This is a genomic window from Cyclobacterium sp. L-R, assembly GCF_056859355.1.
The window spans coordinates 203,899-220,724 of sequence record NZ_JBSXOH010000084.1 but is presented as its reverse complement, the minus strand read 5'-3'; the positions used below and the strand labels follow the sequence as shown (position 1 = coordinate 220,724).

General features: G+C 38.5%; 23 protein-coding genes and 1 tRNA gene. 8 read left to right on the top strand and 16 right to left on the bottom strand.

All coding sequences use genetic code 11. The annotated features are described in order from the left end of the window. Window positions 1-58 precede the first annotated feature (58 nt). Entirely contained in the window at window positions 59-280 is a 222-nt protein-coding gene (locus tag AC13EX_RS16740) for a hypothetical protein (RefSeq protein WP_482893557.1), read from the top strand. Here AC13EX_RS16740 and AC13EX_RS16735 read toward each other — a convergent pair. The 12 genes from AC13EX_RS16735 to AC13EX_RS16680 form a co-directional block, all read right to left on the bottom strand. Continuing rightward, the gene (locus tag AC13EX_RS16735) at window positions 277-2,184 is read right to left on the bottom strand and encodes a DNA topoisomerase (RefSeq protein ID WP_482893556.1); all 1,908 of its coding nucleotides are present in this window, start codon (window positions 2,182-2,184) and stop codon (window positions 277-279) included. The two genes, AC13EX_RS16740 and AC13EX_RS16735, sit on opposite strands and share 4 nt — an antisense overlap. Beyond that, window positions 2,181-2,579: a toprim domain-containing protein gene (locus AC13EX_RS16730; protein ID WP_482893555.1), complete on the bottom strand. Its 399-nt coding sequence runs from the start codon at window positions 2,577-2,579 to the stop codon at window positions 2,181-2,183. The genes AC13EX_RS16735 and AC13EX_RS16730 overlap by 4 nt, the downstream gene beginning before the upstream one ends. Before the next feature lie 391 nt (window positions 2,580-2,970). Further along, window positions 2,971-3,312, bottom strand: coding sequence for a type II toxin-antitoxin system HicB family antitoxin (locus AC13EX_RS16725; protein WP_149395041.1), 342 nt, complete (start codon window positions 3,310-3,312; stop codon window positions 2,971-2,973). Next, window positions 3,309-3,551, bottom strand: coding sequence for a type II toxin-antitoxin system HicA family toxin (locus AC13EX_RS16720; RefSeq protein WP_482893554.1), 243 nt, complete (start codon window positions 3,549-3,551; stop codon window positions 3,309-3,311). The genes AC13EX_RS16725 and AC13EX_RS16720 overlap by 4 nt, the downstream gene beginning before the upstream one ends. 920 nt (window positions 3,552-4,471) lie before the next feature. Continuing rightward, complete coding sequence (locus AC13EX_RS16715) at window positions 4,472-4,858, bottom strand: hypothetical protein (RefSeq protein ID WP_482893552.1); 387 nt, start codon at window positions 4,856-4,858, stop codon at window positions 4,472-4,474. Continuing rightward, entirely contained in the window at window positions 4,855-5,172 is a 318-nt protein-coding gene (locus tag AC13EX_RS16710) for a hypothetical protein (RefSeq protein ID WP_482893551.1), read from the bottom strand. The genes AC13EX_RS16715 and AC13EX_RS16710 overlap by 4 nt, the downstream gene beginning before the upstream one ends. A gap of 42 nt (window positions 5,173-5,214) precedes the next feature. Beyond that, window positions 5,215-5,928, bottom strand: coding sequence for an RHS repeat-associated core domain-containing protein (locus tag AC13EX_RS16705; RefSeq protein WP_482893550.1), 714 nt, complete (start codon window positions 5,926-5,928; stop codon window positions 5,215-5,217). A gap of 33 nt (window positions 5,929-5,961) precedes the next feature. After that, window positions 5,962-6,351 carry a hypothetical protein gene (locus AC13EX_RS16700; protein WP_482893549.1) on the bottom strand — a complete coding sequence of 130 codons (390 nt, stop codon included), beginning with the start codon at window positions 6,349-6,351 and terminating at the stop codon, window positions 5,962-5,964. Between the two features lie 90 nt (window positions 6,352-6,441). Continuing rightward, window positions 6,442-6,696, bottom strand: coding sequence for a hypothetical protein (locus tag AC13EX_RS16695; protein WP_482893548.1), 255 nt, complete (start codon window positions 6,694-6,696; stop codon window positions 6,442-6,444). A 251-nt stretch (window positions 6,697-6,947) separates the two neighbouring features. After that, window positions 6,948-7,532 carry a hypothetical protein gene (locus AC13EX_RS16690; protein ID WP_482893547.1) on the bottom strand — a complete coding sequence of 195 codons (585 nt, stop codon included), beginning with the start codon at window positions 7,530-7,532 and terminating at the stop codon, window positions 6,948-6,950. Next, window positions 7,501-8,373, bottom strand: coding sequence for a hypothetical protein (locus AC13EX_RS16685; RefSeq protein WP_482893546.1), 873 nt, complete (start codon window positions 8,371-8,373; stop codon window positions 7,501-7,503). The genes AC13EX_RS16690 and AC13EX_RS16685 overlap by 32 nt, the downstream gene beginning before the upstream one ends. A gap of 6 nt (window positions 8,374-8,379) precedes the next feature. Continuing rightward, window positions 8,380-8,718 (bottom strand): hypothetical protein, encoded by a 339-nt coding sequence (locus tag AC13EX_RS16680; protein WP_482893545.1) that lies wholly within the window; start codon window positions 8,716-8,718, stop codon window positions 8,380-8,382. 218 nt (window positions 8,719-8,936) lie between these two features. Between AC13EX_RS16680 and AC13EX_RS16675 the strand changes: the two genes are divergently transcribed. Next, complete coding sequence (locus AC13EX_RS16675; RefSeq protein WP_482893636.1) at window positions 8,937-9,209, top strand: helix-turn-helix domain-containing protein; 273 nt, start codon at window positions 8,937-8,939, stop codon at window positions 9,207-9,209. A 40-nt stretch (window positions 9,210-9,249) separates the two neighbouring features. Here AC13EX_RS16675 and AC13EX_RS16670 read toward each other — a convergent pair whose 3' ends face one another. Beyond that, a complete protein-coding gene (locus tag AC13EX_RS16670) occupies window positions 9,250-9,579 on the bottom strand; it encodes a hypothetical protein (RefSeq protein WP_482893544.1) in 330 nt (109 codons plus the stop codon). A 638-nt stretch (window positions 9,580-10,217) separates the two neighbouring features. Here AC13EX_RS16670 and AC13EX_RS16665 point away from each other — a divergent pair. After that, on the top strand, window positions 10,218-10,370 hold the full coding sequence (locus AC13EX_RS16665) for a hypothetical protein (RefSeq protein WP_482893543.1): 153 nt from the start codon (window positions 10,218-10,220) through the stop codon (window positions 10,368-10,370). A gap of 77 nt (window positions 10,371-10,447) precedes the next feature. Here the strand turns inward: AC13EX_RS16665 and AC13EX_RS16660 are convergent, their stop codons facing one another. The 3 genes from AC13EX_RS16660 to AC13EX_RS16650 all read right to left on the bottom strand — a co-directional run bounded on the left by AC13EX_RS16660 (window position 10,448) and on the right by AC13EX_RS16650 (window position 11,612). After that, on the bottom strand, window positions 10,448-10,756 hold the full coding sequence (locus tag AC13EX_RS16660) for a type II toxin-antitoxin system RelE/ParE family toxin (RefSeq protein WP_482893542.1): 309 nt from the start codon (window positions 10,754-10,756) through the stop codon (window positions 10,448-10,450). Window positions 10,757-10,759: 3 nt separating this feature from the next. After that, entirely contained in the window at window positions 10,760-11,005 is a 246-nt protein-coding gene (locus tag AC13EX_RS16655) for a hypothetical protein (protein ID WP_482893541.1), read from the bottom strand. A 518-nt stretch (window positions 11,006-11,523) separates the two neighbouring features. After that, window positions 11,524-11,612 (bottom strand) — tRNA-Ser (locus tag AC13EX_RS16650). Between the two features lie 347 nt (window positions 11,613-11,959). Between AC13EX_RS16650 and AC13EX_RS16645 the strand changes: the two genes are divergently transcribed. The 5 genes from AC13EX_RS16645 to AC13EX_RS16625 are packed head-to-tail and all read left to right on the top strand — an operon-like array spanning window position 11,960 to window position 16,794. Next, complete coding sequence (locus AC13EX_RS16645) at window positions 11,960-12,571, top strand: fumarylacetoacetate hydrolase family protein (RefSeq protein WP_339903792.1); 612 nt, start codon at window positions 11,960-11,962, stop codon at window positions 12,569-12,571. Further along, entirely contained in the window at window positions 12,558-14,426 is a 1,869-nt protein-coding gene (locus AC13EX_RS16640) for a M23 family metallopeptidase (protein ID WP_482893540.1), read from the top strand. The genes AC13EX_RS16645 and AC13EX_RS16640 overlap by 14 nt, the downstream gene beginning before the upstream one ends. A gap of 53 nt (window positions 14,427-14,479) precedes the next feature. Further along, the gene (gene bcp / locus AC13EX_RS16635) at window positions 14,480-14,929 is read left to right on the top strand and encodes a thioredoxin-dependent thiol peroxidase (protein ID WP_048643833.1); all 450 of its coding nucleotides are present in this window, start codon (window positions 14,480-14,482) and stop codon (window positions 14,927-14,929) included. 10 nt (window positions 14,930-14,939) lie between these two features. Then, window positions 14,940-15,791: a transketolase gene (locus AC13EX_RS16630; protein ID WP_482893539.1), complete on the top strand. Its 852-nt coding sequence runs from the start codon at window positions 14,940-14,942 to the stop codon at window positions 15,789-15,791. Between the two features lie 34 nt (window positions 15,792-15,825). Next, window positions 15,826-16,794, top strand: coding sequence for a transketolase family protein (locus AC13EX_RS16625; protein WP_339714068.1), 969 nt, complete (start codon window positions 15,826-15,828; stop codon window positions 16,792-16,794). Window positions 16,795-16,826 lie beyond the last annotated feature (32 nt).

Sequence of the window (16,826 nt, the reverse complement as noted above, 5' to 3'; positions counted from 1 at the left end):
AAACTATTACAATAATAGTAATAATTCAACTAAAAACATAATACTAATTTATTAAAAAATGTTAATAGGTTGCGACTACCTGATCTTTGAAGATAATCCGGTTTTAAGAAGAGTTTGGGAGAATTATGGATATTTGGCTGTGTTTGCAGTCTTTGTTTATGCCATAACCATTTGCTTATGGTTTTCTTTGGGTTATTCAAGCTTTGCTTTTGGTTTTAGGCATAGGATAGATATTCCACCTGGGCAGCAGTTTTTTTTCGATACTATTTCAATAGTTTAACCAACTACACTCTCCTTCAATAAAGATGTCACCAGCTCAACAGTCAACGGTTTCTTGTTCGCTTTTTCCCGGAGGGTATCAAAAGAGTATCTAAAGTCACACCCTTCTTTATAGGCGCTGCATCCATAGGCTGTTTTTCCTCTTATTATGGTTCCTTTATTGCAAAGAGGGCATGAAATGACAGGAGGAGTTTTCTTAGAAGCCGCCGAGTTGGCTACTTTCTTTTCTACCAAAACGAGTTGAAATTTCTCATTGAAACGTATCAATCCTTCTTTATCTCCAGTCGCCGTTTTAAATCCCTTTAAATTGACAGTAGATCCTTTTTGAAGTAACCTCAAATATTGATTCTCTGATATAGTTTTTCCTTCGAAAGAAAAAGCGAGTAAAAAGTCACATCCCTTTTTATAAGCGCTGCATCCGTAACTTGAATTTCCTTTTAGCAATGACCCATTCTTGCATTTTGGACAGGGCTGTCCCACAAGTGTTGTTGCTGATTTTTCTTTCTCAGGAAGCTTGTTTTCAGTGGTATGCGCTATTTTAGTATGACTTTGTTCCCTTATAACATCATAGACCAAATTCGCCACCATTTTTTTCATGTTCACCACAAAAGAACCCGCATGAAATTTCCCTTTTTCTATTTCTTTCAATTGCTTCTCCCACTGTCCTGTAAGTTCTGCAGAGGTCAGCAAGTTATTCTTAATAATATCGATCAATTGCACTCCAGTTTCGGTAGGCAAAATTTGCTTCTTATTACGTTCAATGTATTGTCGTCTAAACAGTGTTTCAATGATATTTGCCCGAGTTGAAGGGCGACCAATGCCATTCTCTTTCATTAAGTCTCGCATCTCTTCATCGTCCACTTGTTTACCGGCAGTCTCCATGCCTCTTAGCAAAGTTGCTTCTGTATACTGTTTTGGAGCTTTGGTTTCTTTCTCTAGGAAAGAAGGTTCATGTGGCCCTTTTTCCCCTTTTTTAAAAAGCGGGAGCTCGTCTTTCTCCTTTTTTTCTTTGCCATCTGCAGTTTCAAAAACAACCCTCCAGCCTTTTTCTAAAATCACCTTTCCTCTTGCTTTAAACGGGACCGTACCAACTTTTCCTAATACGGTGGTATTGTCCACTGTACAGTCGTCATAAAACACTGCGATGAAACGCTTGGTAATGATATCATAGACTTTTAGCTGATTGTCGTGTAAACTAGCCTGCATGCCTGTAGGAATCATGGCATGGTGATCGGTTACTTTTTTGTCATTGAAAACCTTAGTAGACTTTTTTAATTTCTTCCCCAAAATGGGTTGAGTCAACGACCTATATTTCGTTAGCTTCTCTAATATTTCTGGTGCTTTGGGGTAAATATCGTTCGGTAGAAAAGTGGTGTCAACTCTTGGGTAGGTGATTAATTTTTGTTCGTATAGTTTCTGTGCGATTTTGAGCGTTTCATCGGCAGAAAGGCCAAACTTATTATTACAATGCACCTGTAATCCTGTTAAGTCAAAAAGCTTAGGTGCATATTCCTTTCCTTTTTTCTTAGCAATTGAGACGACTTCAAAGTCATTTTCTTTGACCTGGTTGGCAAAAGTCTCCCCGTCTTCTTTCTTTAAAAATTTCCCTTCTTCACAGTTAAATACAGTCTCTCTATACAGGGTTTGTAGTTCCCAGTAGGGTTGTGGCTGGAAATTTTGAATTTCTTTAAACCGATTAACGATCATGGCCAGTGTAGGCGTTTGAACTCTGCCAATGGACAGCACTTGTTTGTACCCACCATGTTTAACCGTATATAACCGGGTGGCATTCATTCCTAACAACCAATCTCCGATTGCTCGGGAATATCCAGCATAATATAAATTATCGTATTTCGCCGAGGGTTGTAATTTGTCAAAGCCTTCTTTGATGGCCTCTGTGGTCAAAGATGAAATCCATAAGCGTTTGACTTCCCTTTATACCCCGCTTGTTCAATTACCCATCGTTGAATCAACTCTCCTTCTTGGCCGGCATCACCACAGTTGATCACCAGTGTAGCTGTATCAAATAGCTTTTTTACAATGTCAAATTGCTTCTTGACTCCCGGATTATTAACAATTTTAGTTTTGAATTTTTCAGGAAGCATAGGAAGGTGACTGAGGTGCCAACCCTTCCAATGAGGTTCGTAATCGTTCGGCTCCAATAAGGTGCAAAAGTGCCCAAAAGTATAGGTAACGATATATCCGTTGCCTTCATAGTACCCCTCATGCCTATGATTAGCTCCTAGAACAGCCGCTATTTCACGGGCGACACTTGGCTTTTCTGCAATACAAACTTTCATCTGAAACAAAAATAGATAAAATAGCCTAAGCTCAACGGAGTGCAGGCGCTTTTAGGTTGTTCAAAATGAAGTAACCCCTGTGGATCAACCTGATAAAAATTACTTATCAGAAATTTAGTTATTTCTGGATATCTGAAATTTGAAGGGATCCAAGGAAAGGAATATTTCTTTGGTTTTCTATCCCAGCGAGCTGCAATTGTAAATGGACGGATTCACCAATGATCCACGGTTATCAAACCTTGTAATCCAGCATAATTTCATCTGGTTATAATTGTTTTCAAAAGGTCAGAACTTGCCCCGGTTTATCGAGGTGGAATCTCGCTACGATAATCGGGGTCACGTCCTAAAAATAAAATCCCTGATTTCTCAGAGGCTTGCAACTTGTGTTTTACTAAACTTTTTCTTTTGTTACTCGCGAACGTATGGATTCTGCAACAAAGTTGTTTAAAGACATTTTAGCTTCTTTTGCTAATAAAGCTGCCTTTTGATGTAATGAAGCTGAAATACGAACATTAAAGCTCCCTTTATAGGGTTTCTCCGGTGTTTTACCTGCTTCTTTACAATCAGCTAAATAAACATTTATCGCTTCTTTAAAATCGTTTTCTAACTCTTGACCTGTTAAGCCTTCATAAGAAATTAAACCTTGAATACCGAGTACCTTTCCATAAAGTAAATTATCATCATGGTTATACTCAATACTCCCTGTGTATCCTTTGTAATCTAAATACTTCATAAGTCTAAAACCTCCTTTACTTGTTTTAATTGGTACGCTTTCATTATGCCACTTGGGTGCGGTTTGTGCAACATAATCGGTACACCCGATTCGTTTTCAAACTTAACCCTTGAACCACTGGTTTTACCCTTTTTTATCTCCTCAAAACCAAAGTAACCTAAAAGCTTTACAATTTCATCGTAATGAAAATCTTTAGGCTGTGTAAGAAATCGTTCCAGTAGTTTTTCTTTCTTAGACATAACACGAAGTAACTGTATTTAGTTGCTACTTCAAAGATTTTTTTTTAGAACAGTAAATACTTGTTTACGTCTTCTTGTAAATCGTCTAAACCGTTATTAAATACGCTTCTGTATAGCTTACGTAATAATAACCAGCCATATATTGTCCCCCTAGATGTAGTTTATGTCTTCGTGAGCTGGGTGTAGGTTTGCAAAACACCTTTCTATTCTTTCCAATTTGCAATTGGAATTGGACGTAATTACCAATGATCCACGGCTATCAAACCTTCTAGTCCAGAATAATTCCTTGCACTCGAACACATGTAATCCTCTGGTTTTTCCACGATTCCTGCCCTTACCGGATTCTCATGTATTTAATTCAAATGTGAAAAAATAAGCCATCTCCTGATCTCTTATTTGGTAAGCCTCTCCCATAACTAAAAATAGTCTATCCTTGATTGAATTACAAATAAATGCTGGCCGAGTGTATCGTTGATTTGGATGGGGTTTCAAAATTTTGTCCATTTGTTTACTTGGATAAGGAGGACTTTCAGAAGCCATTGCAAATGGCATATAAAAGATTTCGACTTCAAAGTAAGTTAGGAATAAAAGGGTGTAGAGGATTCTACACCCAGCCCGGGCCTGTCTTGGATGCAAAATTAACCAATCCAAGGCGTGAACTACCATAAATGGATTATTCGGTAAGTGTCTTGTCATTGAATAAGCATATGCCTCCACTGAAACCTGGTCCTTCGCTAAAAAAGTACACCGGACTGTTTTTTAACCCTCAGTAATCAGAGGCACCTCGGACGTAGGTGGTCGTACCACTTTCAATGATCTTGGCTATTCGTTACTTTCAGTTAAATATAGTCATTCCTTTGTTTTAGCCTAAATTATTAATTAGGTAAAACGAATTACTCTACAGATTATTAAGAAGAAAACTACATTCCAGTATATGGATTAGAGACATCGTCTCCATACTCTTTAATAGCCTCCTCCACTAACCTTTGTGACTCATAATTCTTCATTTTACATTTTTTTAGCCACTCGTATATTTCTTGGAGTCCTAAATATGAGATAATATTAAGACTATAATCTACCATTGTAGGCGAGTCGAAGTCCAGATTTCTTTGCATCCATTCGATAATAACATCTCTTAAATCTATATCGATAAGTTCGTAGTTATGCCATTGCTTTTCCGCTAAATCATTAATGCACTCAAACTTTTCTACAATTTCTTCATTACTATTAATTACCCTAAGAAATATAATTCTTAGCTTATCTGACGAAAGTTTTTCTGGCAAGTCATTGATTTCTTCGATCATCATTCTTTTAAAGGTAAATGGGTAGAATTGTCGGGTTTTCGTTGAAATTGTCCACTCTGATTTAAAGATTTCTTTCCAACTTTGATTTGTGTAGTGTTTGTTGTTCCAGAATTAGAATCTGGAAATTTAGTGGCTGCATCACTGTCTGGAGAATGCCACTTTAATTCTATCTTTGTATTATTGATTGAAAATTTATACTTCTCACCTTCCAATATGGTTGATGAAGGCTTAAATGTGTTCGGAACATCATCTGGAATCATTCGTCTAATTACATCAAAATCATAAGTTGCTTCCGATGAATTTAAACCTTGTTTCACTGCGAAATGCGGATCATAAGGAACTAAATCAAGAGGGGTTTCCTATGTTAGATTTTTTAACTTTGAAAAATTCCCTAACTTATTGGCCTTAAGTACAGCTCCTCCCCCAAAAGTTACTAGTCCACCAACCCCTTGTTCATAGGTTTCTACTGAGCTTAGACCTTTTTTTATATCTTGCCTGAATTCTTCAAAAGATGTATTCTTTGTATAATTGTAAATACCTAATCCTATATCAGTTACATCTCTTTTAACTTTCTGGGCGGCAGATAACGGGCCTTCATGGATTCCGGTCTTGGTTACTTGGACACCATAATTCCAAGTCCCTGCAGCGTCGTTATATATACTCTTTAATGCATTACCTGAAAATCTCAATCCTTTCGATAATGTCCCTTCTGTGGCATTATATTCAGATCGATCCCAGTAGGGTAACTCCTCAGCACTATCTAAATCTATTGCATAAATTGGTTTATTCCCTGCAAACTGATATGGTGTGTACCAAGGATATGAACTTGCAAGCGGATCCACACTCAAAAACTTCGCTATACTCGGATTATAGATCCTAAAACCGTAGTCATAATGGCTCTTTGAACCCCATTCTCCGGATGAATCTTCTTCCTTCCCATTGAACCCATAACGGTACGTACTATCCTGCTCGCTACGACCATCCATGGCCAGCCCAAAAGGATAGTAACCCGTAACATTTACTACACTGGTCCAAGTGCTGTCCTGATCCAAGTGGATATTGTCCGAAACCACTGCCAATACGTTTCCTAAGTGATTACTTAGTTCTTACTTCTTGCCACCCAGGGTTCTGTAAGCAGTTTTCGAAGCATAGTTTATAAGACCAAGTCTTGAACTACCATAAATGGATTGCTCAGTCAAGGCATCGTTTCTATAGACTGCCATGACATTTCCAGAGGCGTCCCGGGCATAAACCGTGGTGTCCGTTTCGGTGATCTTAGCGATGCGGTTACCAGCGGCATCATACCTAAAATGTACTTCAGAAGTATCGTTTTTGTAAACAGCCCTCACCTTACCATATGGCGTCCAAGCAATACTGTCAATGCCTTCGGCATTGTCACTAACCAGGTTGCCGATCTGATCATAAGTGTAATTATCAGTCTCCGTACCATCCACATTCTTCAGCTTGTTGCTGAACTCATAGTATTCGTATGTCAAATCATCACGGATTGTCGTTTCATCCCGCCTCTGTAAAGATATGGATTTTCTATTTAATGATAGTTCGATGAAGTCTTTAAAACCCTTTATTCAACCAAATTCACTTAGGCCTGCCCTGCAATCTGGCCTCCCGATCCGCTTTACTTCTCGGGACAGGCTCTCCCTAAAACAGTCCACTGGACTGTTTTTTAACGGTTGGTCCTCATTTGGATCATAACTATAATCCGCATCGTATTTATTTGCACCTGGCGACCTCGAATCAAAGCCAGTGCTTTGTGAACCAATCAAACTTCTGGCCTGAACGATCCTGTGAAGCTGATCATATCCATATACCATGGCCTGCATGGACTGGTTGACATCTAGACCGAGGAGATCCGCTAAATATCTAATACCTATTACTTTTCATTTCTTGGCAAGAATTTTCAAAAAATATTATCCTTACATATAAAGCAGAAAATATATAGTTGTTAAATATCCTTACAAGATAATAGTACATTCTTTCAATTTCCCATTAATTTATTATCAGATTGTTAAAATACCTTATTATCTTACTCCATATCTAGATTAAATTCAAAACATATACCCTTTGACAATCACTACAAAACTTCAACCAAATTAAAAACACTGTCAATTGGAGTTTCTCTTAATTCACCATTTAATAACTCGACTATTGAAATAATTTTCATTGAAATATACATGGTATCAGGTTCTGTCATTGTAAAATAACCTTTCAAATATGTTTTTTCAAGAGTTTGTTTGTTAAGAAATTTTGATTTAATCTCCCAAAAATCTTCTCCATCACCACCTTGGGATGCAACTACGAAACAACTGCTCTTTTTTAAACTTGCTAAAACCAAACTGGTTTCATAATCATCAAAACAAATATAAAATATGTAATCATCAAATAGCCTAGAATGACGATAAACTCTATTGTATTCTCCAAAATTGTCATTTTCACGTTCCATAAAGGCTTTCAAAGTAGTATCATGCTTGGATGCTATATGATAATAATCGTTGTTTAAAGGGTTTAATGAAAAATCAAGAATTTCACTTTTCAAAACATCCTTTTCATATAATGTTCGATCTTTCTTGTCATTTTTTTTATTACATGACAAAAAAAATAGAACTAAAAAAAATAAAAATATGACTCTAGAAATCATCAACATGATAGTGGTTTTCATGGGTTTTTCTTCCTGCTCTGTCTGTTGCAACCTTAATTTTAGTACCTCCATTACTCAATGTGTCAAATATGCTTCTACCTACAATTATTCTACCAAAACCATTCATTTCTAAACTTCTTATAAAGGTTTTAGACCTATTCACATCATGTAATGGGCTTGAAAATGTACCCCTAAAGCTTCCTCCCTCTCCTAATACTCTAATATCAAAGGCGTTTGTATTACCGTGATGGGTCGAAGTCGAAGAGACATAAGGGCGTCCGTTTGTTGGTGTTTTCATATCACCAATTTGAATAATATCCCCAGAATAAGATTGCGTGTAATCCACTATTGAATTAATCATTCGAGCTACAGCTCCCACTTTCCCCCACTGATCCTTTGGATCTCCTCCCCTTTCATCATTACGGTTGTAAAAACCATAAAGAGTCAAACCATCAATTGAAAATATACCGTTTCTTTCTTCTGGATTATTTGCAGGTAATTCCACCATTCCTGAGGAATTAGCGCTAAACATTTGAACACCGCCATTTGGAGTACCTATATTGAGAATTTTTTGTTGAAAAGTATTTGTTTTACCATCGGAACCTAACTCAAAACCAATCACCGAAGATTCCCAAGCCACTGATGGAAAAGTTCCTTTAGGAGCATTACCATTCGAATCGAAACCGACATAACTTGCACTTGATATAATGCCATTGGCATCAGTAGCTTTTTTCCACTCCAATCCTTCAAGTTCAATTCCGTCAATAACTCTATTCTGAGCAAATGCATACGGACTATTGAAAGGGTAACTTGGTGCAAGTGGATCTACAGCAAAGAATCTTCCAATCCTTGGATCATGCATTCGATATTAAAAATTAATGCTGTTTCCAGAGCCCTTAATCTCGTCATCCCGTTCCTGTCCTTGGAACCCATATCGGTACGTACTATCCTGCACGCTACGACCGTCCATCGCCAATCCAAAAGGATAATAGTCCGTAACATTGACCACACTGGCCCAAGTGGAATCCTGGTCGAGATGGATATTGTCACTTACCACGGCCAGAACATTTCCCAGGTGGTTGGATAGTTCGTACTTTTTGCCTCCCAGGGTTCGGTAGCCTGGTTTGGATGTGGCCGTCATTAAGCCTAGTCGGGAACTGCCATAGATCGATTGTTCTATCAAGGTGTCGTTTTTATAGACAGCCATGCCTGCGCTGCCACCAGGCCCTTCACTAAAACAGTCCCCAGAGGCGTCCCGGGCATAACCCGTGGTGTCCGTTTCGGTGATCTTAACTATGCTGTCATTAAACCTAGTCGAGACCTGCTATCAATTCAAATTAGAAAGAACTTTTTTGCCCTTATTGACAATCCTAAAGATAGATTTTTTTTTTTCGGTAGAAAAAAAGTAGGTGTATCTGGAAATAACTGGCTGAGATTTTCAATACATCCCATACCACCATTAGTAAATACGAAAGGGCCGAAATGACCCCTTCCATTGAAGCCGCTAAAAAGCTGGCCAACTTTCTTGATACTAGTGTGGGGTATTTGCTAGGAGAGAATGAATCTTCCAAGCTGTTTAAAGACGAAAAAATGCTGCAACGATTATTGGAAATCATAAAGCTACCGGAGAAAGAAAGCAGCTCTATCCTGCTAATGTTCGATCACTTTATCATGGCTTCTAAGAATAACCTGATATAAGAAAAGCCTAGACTTGCCGGGCTTAGGATTTTTCAAACTTTCAGTCTTTACATTCTGTTCTTACTACCTTTTTTGTTTTGGCACCAAAAAATATGTTTACGCCAACTGAAGACCCGGAAGGGGCATCATAATAGTATTTAGTGACTTCTAAATCCTTGTAATTTATTTTTGCATTGTAAGTCTTAATATTATCAGGTTTCCCCATGATTTCAATAACCTGGGTAAATGACATGCCATTCTTTAATTTTTCACACTTGTTTACATTATTCTCAGCATTAATTTCATAGGACACACATTTCAACACAATTAATGAGATAGCCATTAAAGCAGCTACCATTACCCAAAATGATATTTTTTTGTATGCCATCATGATACTTTTTATTGTTCGGCCCTATTTTGAAAGAATTTATTTAAAGACTCAGAGAAATCAATGTCTCCGGATTTATACTGTTGATAAAAATCAGAACCATAAAATTGTTGCCCCCGCTAGGTGTAGTTTATGCCTTCGTGAGCTGGGTATAGGTTTGCAAAACACCCTTCTATCCTTTTCAATTTGCAATTGGAATTGGACGGAATTACCAATGATCCACGGTTATCAAACCTTCTAATCCAGCATAATTTCATCTGTTTCTAATTATTTTTTAATGGTCAGAACTTACCCCGGTTTATCGGGGTGGAATCTCGCATAGCTGATAATCTTCTAATCGCGCGACAATTGGGTCATGCTCGATTTCTTGCACTCGAACACATGTAATCCTCTCGTTTTTCCAAGATTCCTGTCCTTACCGGATTCTCATGAATAAATTTTGAATGTGAAAAAATAGGGCATTTCATCTGTTAAATTAGTTTTTCAAAGGTCAGAACTTGCCCCGGTTTATCGGGGTGGAATCTCGTCAAGATAATCATTCCTTGGCCTGACGATTTCGTCATGCCTGTCTGCCTCTGGCAGGTTCGATTTCCTGATTTCTTATTTGATAAGCCTCTCCCAAAACTAAAAATAGTCTATCCTTGATTGAATTACAATTGAATGCTGACCGAGTAACCGAATATAGTGTCGTTGATTTGGATGGGGTCTCAAATATCAGTACAGTATTCAAAATTTTGTCCATTTGTTTACTTAGAAAAGGAGGTCTTTCAGAAGCCATTGCAAATGGCATATAAAAAATTTCTACTTCAAAGTAAGTTAGGAATAAAAGGGTGTAGCCGATTCTACCCCAAGCCGTGGTCTTGCTCGGTGGCTATTTATTCCTTTTCGGTTTCCTGGTAGGTTTTTGATAGTTGCTAAAAATATCCGTGACAATAACGATTTCTCTATCAACTTTGTAAATGATTTTGTAATGATATTCCTGCAAATATTGGTGCCCTTTCCCAAGAGATATCAGGTCGTCTTCTACTCTCCATCTATTCGGATAGTTTTCAAGCGTTTCTGCTCTGTCAATAATTTTATTTACAATCTCATTCGCTTTTGCGGGACTGGCTTCCCTTGAATAATGATCGTAAATCTCTTTCAAGCATCTTTTCGCCCACTCTGAAAACCTAACCTCCATGGACTACCAATGCTTTATTTCTTCCCTGACCTGTTGTGACGTTTTTACACGGCCTTCTTTAATGTCCTTTTCAGACCTTTCCGCCCTGGATATTAGTTCCTCTTTTGTGATAGCTGTGCCATCGGGTTTATATCCAACAGGTGAAGCTATTTGGTCTGCTTTAATCAGCCCATGAATAAGCTTTAACACACGATCATCTGCATGTTGAAGGTATTGGCTTATTTCTTCTCGTATTTTAACTGTATCCATCGATTTTTCTTTTCGTTCCCTAAAGTTAACGATTCCGTATTACAATTTGATTTGTTCCAATGGATGATATTTCAGTATTTATTTTTTTTAGAGCTGTAAACCTCATAATTCCACCCAATGTATTTAGTGATGTCTTCGGCTGTCATCATAATAATATTCTACTTAGATTTGTCCCTTTAAAGCTAGATAAGGCTTTTTAAATTAAAGTTCATCCCAGACTGGGTGTAGGTTTGCAAAACACCCCCCTTCTATTATTTCAATTTGCAATTGGAATTGGACGGAATTACCAATGATTTCATCTCATGCTTATTCACAGCTATTCTAATATAATCCAGCAGATCAAATTTATTTCCCCCTTGCCCTCATTCAACAATTAAAAGTAAAACACTTTGGATTGCATCCTTTTCGCACTATCTATAAGCTGATCCGGAAATTTATCCCCATCCCCACAAATAGCCCCTGACTAAAAAAACAAAACCCTAACCTATTGAAAATCAATAAGCTAGGGTTTTATTCAGTAGAGAGTGGGGGATTCGAACCCCCGGTACGCTATTAGGCGTACGACAGTTTAGCAAACTGCTGGTTTAAGCCACTCACCCAACTCTCTAAGTATTGGTGAAGCATGTAAACAAATTAATCTTGATTTTTTTAAGCTTGCTCATTGTTTCTAACAATCAGCAAAAAAAACTTTTTTAAATCCTATCTTAATATCAATTCCGACCGCTTCCCGATCAGTGATGCAAATATAAACCAATATTCTTCAATTTAACAAAACCAAAACAAGAAAAAAGGGGACTTTTTTATCGCTATAGCCGGAAATGAGGGCTAATTGATTTTAAGCCAGCAGGATAAATTCTAAAACAATTTCTAAACTTTTTCCCGATTAAATAAAGCCTCTTTTAAAATCAACCTAGAATCCCTTTCTTTGCAACCCATACTATTATTTCTTTGAAGATGAAAATAATTGCCATAGGCCGAAATTATGCGGCACATATAGAAGAGCTTAACAACGAAAGACCCGAATCACCTGTTGTATTTATGAAACCGGATACGGCCTTGTTAAAAGACAATGCCCCTTTTTACCATCCTGAATATTCTGACAATATTCACCATGAAGTGGAATTGGTCCTTAAAATAAATAAGGAAGGCAAATACATTCAACAGCAGTTTGCCCACAAATATTACAATGAAATTGGAATTGGCATAGACTTTACCGCCCGTGATTTGCAGCAAAAGTGTAAAGAAAAAGGCCTACCCTGGGAAATTGCCAAAGCATTTAATGGCTCAGCTCCATTAGGGCAATTTAAACCGATCAGCGATTTTCCTGATATTTCCAATATCAACTTTCACCTTGACATCAACGGGGAACGGCGCCAAACAGGAAACACCTCACTATTGCTATTTCCTTTTGATGTAATAATCGCCTATGTGTCTCAATTTTTCACCTTGAAAACAGGTGACCTTATCTATACTGGAACACCTGCCGGAGTAGGCAAGGTGAACATTGGAGATAGACTGGAGGCATATGTGGAAGATGAAAAATTGTTGGATTTTGAAGTTAAATAATTCCCTATACATCTTACTATTTGTATTGCTTGCCCTTGTCTTTCTCTCACAAACTCAGAAAGGCTATTACCTCTTTCCTATCAAACCCGGTGAACAAAATTTCCTTGCCGGAAACATGAGTGAAATAAGGAGCAATCATTTTCATACCGGACTTGACATCAAAACGGAAGGAAGACAAGGTTTGGCCGTACTCGCTTCTGCGGATGGTTACGTTTCCAAAATCAAAGTTTCTTCTTTCGGCTATGGCAATGTGCTTTACCTCAAACACACCAATGGAACAAGCACGGTGTATGCCCATCTCAGAAGTTTTGAATCGCCAATAGCAGAATTCATGCAGGGTAAAATATATGAAGCCCGTGAAAATGAATTGGAATACACGTTAAAACCTGGAGAATTGCCCATTTCTCAGGGAGACACCATTGCTTATTCCGGCAACACTGGTAGTTCGGGTGGTCCCCACCTGCATTTTGAAATCAGGGATTCACTGAACAGGGCCATCGATCCCCTACATGCTGGCTTCAAAGAAATAGTGGACACCACCTCCCCCATCGTTCGAAGGGTCGCCATAAGTCCGCTAACACCTGACAGCCGGGTCAATGGAATGTATCGCCGACAAGAATTCTCTCTTATCTATAGTTCTGGCGCATTTCAGGTACAGCCTACGGTTAAAATTTCAGGAAAGGTGGGCATTGAAGTACTGGCCTACGATCAGTTGGATGAAATGTACAATAGAAATGGGTTTCCTATTTTTGAAATTTATGAGGCCGACAAAAAAATATTTAGAGCTGAGGTCAATGAAATAGATTTCAACATTGGCCGCCATATTCTCCTACACACCTATCGGAACCGTTATACTCGGCTTTACAAAAAACCAAACAACAAGTTTTCATTTTACGTACCCGATACGGTATTAAGTGGGGCCATATCAGCCATGCTTGGTGAGGAAAAATCCATAACTGTAAAATTATTGGATGCCTATGCCAATGAATCAGACTTGAGGATCCAATTCAGTGGTGAGCTTGCTCCAACTGACTTAGAAGGCATAAACTATACCTCTGGCAATAGTCAAATCGATTACCAAGAGAATGTATTGATCTTAAACAGTACAGCTGCTGAAGAAGGTGACCTGGCCATCGTTCATGTAAATGGCTTGTCTATGGAGCTGCCTTACGCCTATGCAGGAAGAAATAAACGGACCTACCTGTGGGACATGCGTCTGGGCGTTCCCGATTCGATTGACCTTTGTTCCGAAACCATTCTGCCAGAAGTTGAAGCCAGAATCCCCGCGGGAGAAGAACTGCTGTTCGACAATGGAGAAGTAAGAATAAACTTTGAAAAAGAAAGCTTGCTGGATGACCTTTATTTAAGAATTGAACATTTTGAAGAGAAGGGTTTGAAAGGATTGACCATCAATGACCAATTTGATTACCTTTGGCAACAAGTTTCAGTGAGAATGAAAGTCGATAATTTCCAGGGAGACACATCCAAAACCCATATGTATCAATTGTACAGAAACGGGCATAAAAATTTTGTAGGTGGCAACTGGCAGGGTCCATTTATAAATTTCAAAACCAGGGTTTTTGGAGATTTCGTATTGGCCACCGACAGCATTCCACCCTTAATCCGGGCAGTACGTGTCAATAGTCGAGAAATTAGGTTTGTAATCAAAGACAATTTGTCTGGAATAAAGGATTTTAATGCTTGGGTAGATGGAAAATGGACACAGATGAGGTACGAACACAAGCAAGCCATAATATGGTCTGACCCGTTGCCTGGCACTACTTTAAAAGGAGAGGTTTTGCTAAAAGTAAGAGATCGAGCAAATAACGAGGCCATTTATAAGGGAAACATTTAATTTATTCCGATATTTAAGGGCTAAAATCAATAGTAATAAAAAAAACTACAACTATGTCACTAGAAGTAGGCCAAACGGCACCTGACTTTGAGTCAAAAGATCAAGATGGAAATCCCATCAAGTTATCCGATTTTCAAGGAAAAAAAGTAGTCTTGTACTTTTACCCAAAAGACAACACCCCCGGATGCACTGCCCAGGCCTGTAATTTGAGAGACAACTACGAAAGTCTCCAAAAAGCCGGCTATGTAGTCTTAGGGATAAGTTCAGATGCGGAGAAATCTCATAAAAAATTCATTGAGAAATTTGAGCTACCCTTTCCGCTCATTGCTGATGAAGACAAAAGTGTACATGAAAAATATGGAACCTGGGTAGAGAAAAACATGTATGGAAGAAAATACATGGGCACAGCCAGAACCACTTTTATTATTGATGAAAAGGGAGTAATTGAAGAAATTATTTCAAAAGTTAAAACAAAGGAACACACCAATCAAATTATTAAATAATTCCAAATCAATGGAAAAAAAATCAACCGAACAATTAGAAGCAATCTGCTCCCAGGTAAGAAGAGATATTTTACGAATGGTGCATGCCTGTCAATCAGGTCATCCAGGAGCATCTTTGGGCTGTACTGAGTTTTTCGTAGCCCTGTACTTTGACCAAATGACAAATAACCCAGATTTCAATATTGATGGACCTGGAGAAGATCTATTTTTCCTTTCAAATGGACATATATCACCCGTATGGTACAGTGTATTGGCCAGAAGCGGTTATTTCGAGACAAGTGAATTAAAAACTTTCCGTAAATTAAATAGCAGATTACAGGGACATCCAGCCACTGAAGAAGGACTACCGGGTATACGTGTAGCTTCCGGTTCTTTGGGCCAAGGACTATCTGTAGCCATAGGTGCTGCATTTGCAAAAAAAATCAATAACGATGACAAAACTGTCTATGTCCTAATGGGAGATGGAGAGCAGCAAGAAGGACAGATTTGGGAAGCAGCTCTAAGTGCTCCTCACCATAAACTGGACAATATCATCGCAACCATAGACCTTAACGGTCAACAAATAGATGGACCTACCAAGGACATTATCAACCTTGGAGATCTAAAAGCCAAATGGGAAGCTTTTGGCTGGGAAGTCATGGTAACCGAGCATGGCAATGACATGTCAGGTGTAGTCAAAGGGCTGGAAAAAGCAAAAAGTCTCCTTGGAAAAGGGAAACCAGTATTGAACCTGTTACATACCGACATGGGCTACGGAGTAGATTTCATGGTTGGCACTCACAAATGGCATGGTGTAGCTCCAAATGACGAGCAACTAGAAAATGCCTTAGGACAACTGAAAGAAACCCTTGGTGATTATTGATTTCGGTGATAACAGATCTAAAAAAGTTTGAATAATGGAAAATAAATTGGATACAAAATATACATACACTGAAAAAAAGGACACCAGGTCCGGGTTTGGTGATGGTCTGCTAGAAGCAGGTAGAAAAAACGAAAACGTGGTTGCACTTTGTGCTGACCTTATTGGTTCATTGAAAATGGGAGCCTTCCAAAAGGAATTCCCTGAGCGTTTTTTCCAAATGGGAATCTCAGAAGCCAACATGATAGGTGCTGCTGCTGGACTAACCATTGGAGGTAAAATACCTTTCACAGGTACATTTGCCAACTTTTCTACAGGACGTGTATATGATCAAATCAGACAGTCTGTAGCTTATTCTGAAAAGAATGTGAAGATTTGTGCCTCTCATGCAGGACTTACTTTAGGAGAAGATGGTGCTACTCACCAAATCCTTGAAGACGTAGGCATGATGAAAATGCTTCCAAATATGACGGTTATAAATCCTTGTGATTACAACCAAACAAAGGCAGCAACCATGGCTATCGCTGAGCATGAAGGCCCTGTTTACCTTAGATTCGGCAGACCAAAATGGCCTATTTTCACTCCTGAAAACCAGGAATTTGTAATAGGTAAAGCCTGGAAAATGATCGAAGGTACAGACGTAACTATTTTCGCTACAGGACACCTTGTATGGGAAGCAGTAGAAGCAGAAGCTATATTAAGAGCTGAAGGCATCTCTGTAGAACTTATAAACATTCACACCATTAAACCTCTCGATACTGAGGCCATATTGGCATCTGTTGCCAAAACAGGTTGTGCAGTAAGTGCAGAAGAACACCAATTCAATGGTGGCTTGAATGACAGTATTGCGCAGACATTGATCAGAAATCAACCAGCCCCTCTTGAGTTTATCGGTGTTGACGATTCCTTTGGAGAATCAGGAACACCTGCTGAGCTATTGGAGAAATATGGTTTGAACGCCAAAAACATTGTTGAAGCAGCTAAAAAGGCTATTTCAAGAAAGTAAACGGTTCTAATAATAATAATTGAAGCGAGGAA